Source organism: Candidatus Hydrogenedentota bacterium (assembly GCA_035416745.1).
Taxonomy (GTDB): Bacteria; Hydrogenedentota; Hydrogenedentia; order Hydrogenedentales; family SLHB01; genus UBA2224.
The window spans coordinates 38566-40764 of the sequence record DAOLNV010000035.1 but is presented as its reverse complement, the minus strand read 5'-3'; the positions used below and the strand labels follow the sequence as shown (position 1 = coordinate 40764).

General features: G+C 60.1%; 1 protein-coding gene. It reads left to right on the top strand.

All coding sequences use genetic code 11. The annotated features are described in order from the left end of the window. Window positions 1-451: 451 nt before the first annotated feature. Window positions 452-2199 (top strand): hypothetical protein (locus tag PLJ71_12100; protein HQM49420.1); only part of this gene is annotated, 1748 nt, incomplete at its 3' end.

Genomic DNA, 2199 nt, shown 5'->3' with positions numbered 1-2199 from the left:
TACTCCTCCCCGTGCTCGCCCAACTCTATCGTCTGGCGCGATGAGACCGTTGCGGAGTCAAAGACTTCGAAGTCCACGCTAAGCCCCTTGTAAAACCTTTGCATGCGCCACTGTTCCGCCAGGCGCCGGCAGACATGTCCGGATCAGGCGAGATCGAGACAGAGCTTTCTATCGCATCCGCGCGCATAATGCCGATAAGAAAGGTCTCTGTTTCAAGAATTTCCAAAAACTCGAAGAACGTGCAGAAAATGTATAGCATGTACTTCAGCGGCTCACGGGGTTAAGGCGTTCGCAAGGCGGTGTCTTGTGCCATACCAGGAGTTCAAACCAAAACGCACTCGAAGGCGCGGACGACCCTGCGGCCGGAGGTTTGAGTTTCGACTCCGTCAAGACGTGCTTCGATGCTGATGCCCATGGGAAGCCGCTGAACTTCGAATGGAGGGGGTAAGTCATGCGTGTTTCACGTTGCTTGCGTCGAGTTTGTCAGGTTCTTCTTCTTTGTGTCATCGGCGTCTATTGCGCCTACGGTGCTGAGACTCTCGACCTGACGCGGGCCGTCATTGTTACGCCCGACGATAGCCACGTTGTTGCCACGGCAACACGCATGCTCAGGGAAGAGGTCGCAAAACGCACGGCCATCACGTTGCCTTCGGCGGCAACGCTGCCCGGCGGAGACGGCCCCATCATCCTACTGTGCCGGAAAGAGCATATCCCGGAGAATCTCCGCGGCCTTGCTGCCGATACGACCGTCCCCGAGAGTGCGGAAGGGTTCGCAATCGCTGTACACGCGAACGCCAAACCGCCCGCGGTCATGCTCATCGGTCAGGACGAGCGCGGGGTCCTCTTCGCCGCCGGGCGATTGTTGCTCCAGCTTCGCATGGCGCCGGGGAGAATCGAGGTAGCGTCTGATTACCGTCTGTCCACGGCGCCGCGTTATCCCTATCGCGGCCACCAAATCGGCTACAGGAGCTTGTCGCACTGCTATGACGCGTGGACGCCGGAGGTCTATGAGCAGTACATGCGCGAACTCGCTGCCTTTGGCGCCAACAGTTTCGAAACGACTTCGTTCTCGGACCCCAATGAAAAAGATGGCCCGCACTCCAAGGTGACCAAAAGCGAGATGGCCGCGGCGTGGTCGCGCATCTGCGCGGACTACGGATACGACTTCTGGCTGTTCACGGGCGCGTCCGGCGGAACGGGCAGGTCAGATGAACGCACGGATTCGGGGTTCGAACACCAGCTGAGCACCCTCCGCGCCATCCCCCATCTCGATCACCTGTATCTTACAGGAGGCGACGGTCACAGCGAGCACCGGCGGCCCGATCTCATGCTTGAATGGGTCGGCCGCTTCGCGGAAGAAGCACGAAAGATTCATCCCAATCTCGGCATCTGGGTATCCAATCAAGGATTCGACCCCGAGCAGAACAACTGGTTTTTCGACTACCTCCAGCGTGAACAACCGGGCTGGGTTACCGGCGTCGTGTACGGGGCCTGGACACGAATCCTGGCTGGGGAACAGCGCGCACGCACGCCCGAACAATATCCCATTCGCCGCTATGCCGACATCGGTCACTGCGTCCGGGGCCAGTACCCGGTGCCTGGCTGGGATCGTGCTCTGGCGCGAACGCTCGGCCGAGAACCCTTCGCGCCACGGCCCAAAGGTCAAGCCCGTATTCACAATCTCTTCGACGAGTATTGCGACGGGTTCGTCACCTACTCTGACGGCGTAGGCGACGATGTGAACAAAGTTGTGTGGACCGCCCTTGGATGGGACCCCGACCGAAGTGTCGATGATATTCTGCTTGATTACGCGCGCTTTTTCTTCGGGTGGGATATTGCCGAGCAAGTGCGTGACGGGCTGTACATGCTTGAGGAGAACTTCGACGGCTCCCTCGCGGAGAATGCGGGCGTTGAGGAAGCATTCGCTCTCTGGACATCGCTCGAAAAGGGGGCGGACGAAGCCCTGCTCGCCAACTGGCGCTTCCAGGAATGCCTGCTTCGCGCTTACTACGACCGCTACACCCGCCTGCGCCTCCTCAAGGCGAATGACATCGAGGAACGCGCCTGCGCCGCCCTGCGGCGCGCGGACTCCGTGGGAGTCGAGAAATCCATCGAAGAAGCGCGCGCAATCCTCGCGGAATCCGACCAGGATGAGCGGACAGCCCCACTCAAGGCGCGCATACTGGAGCTGGGCGCGCA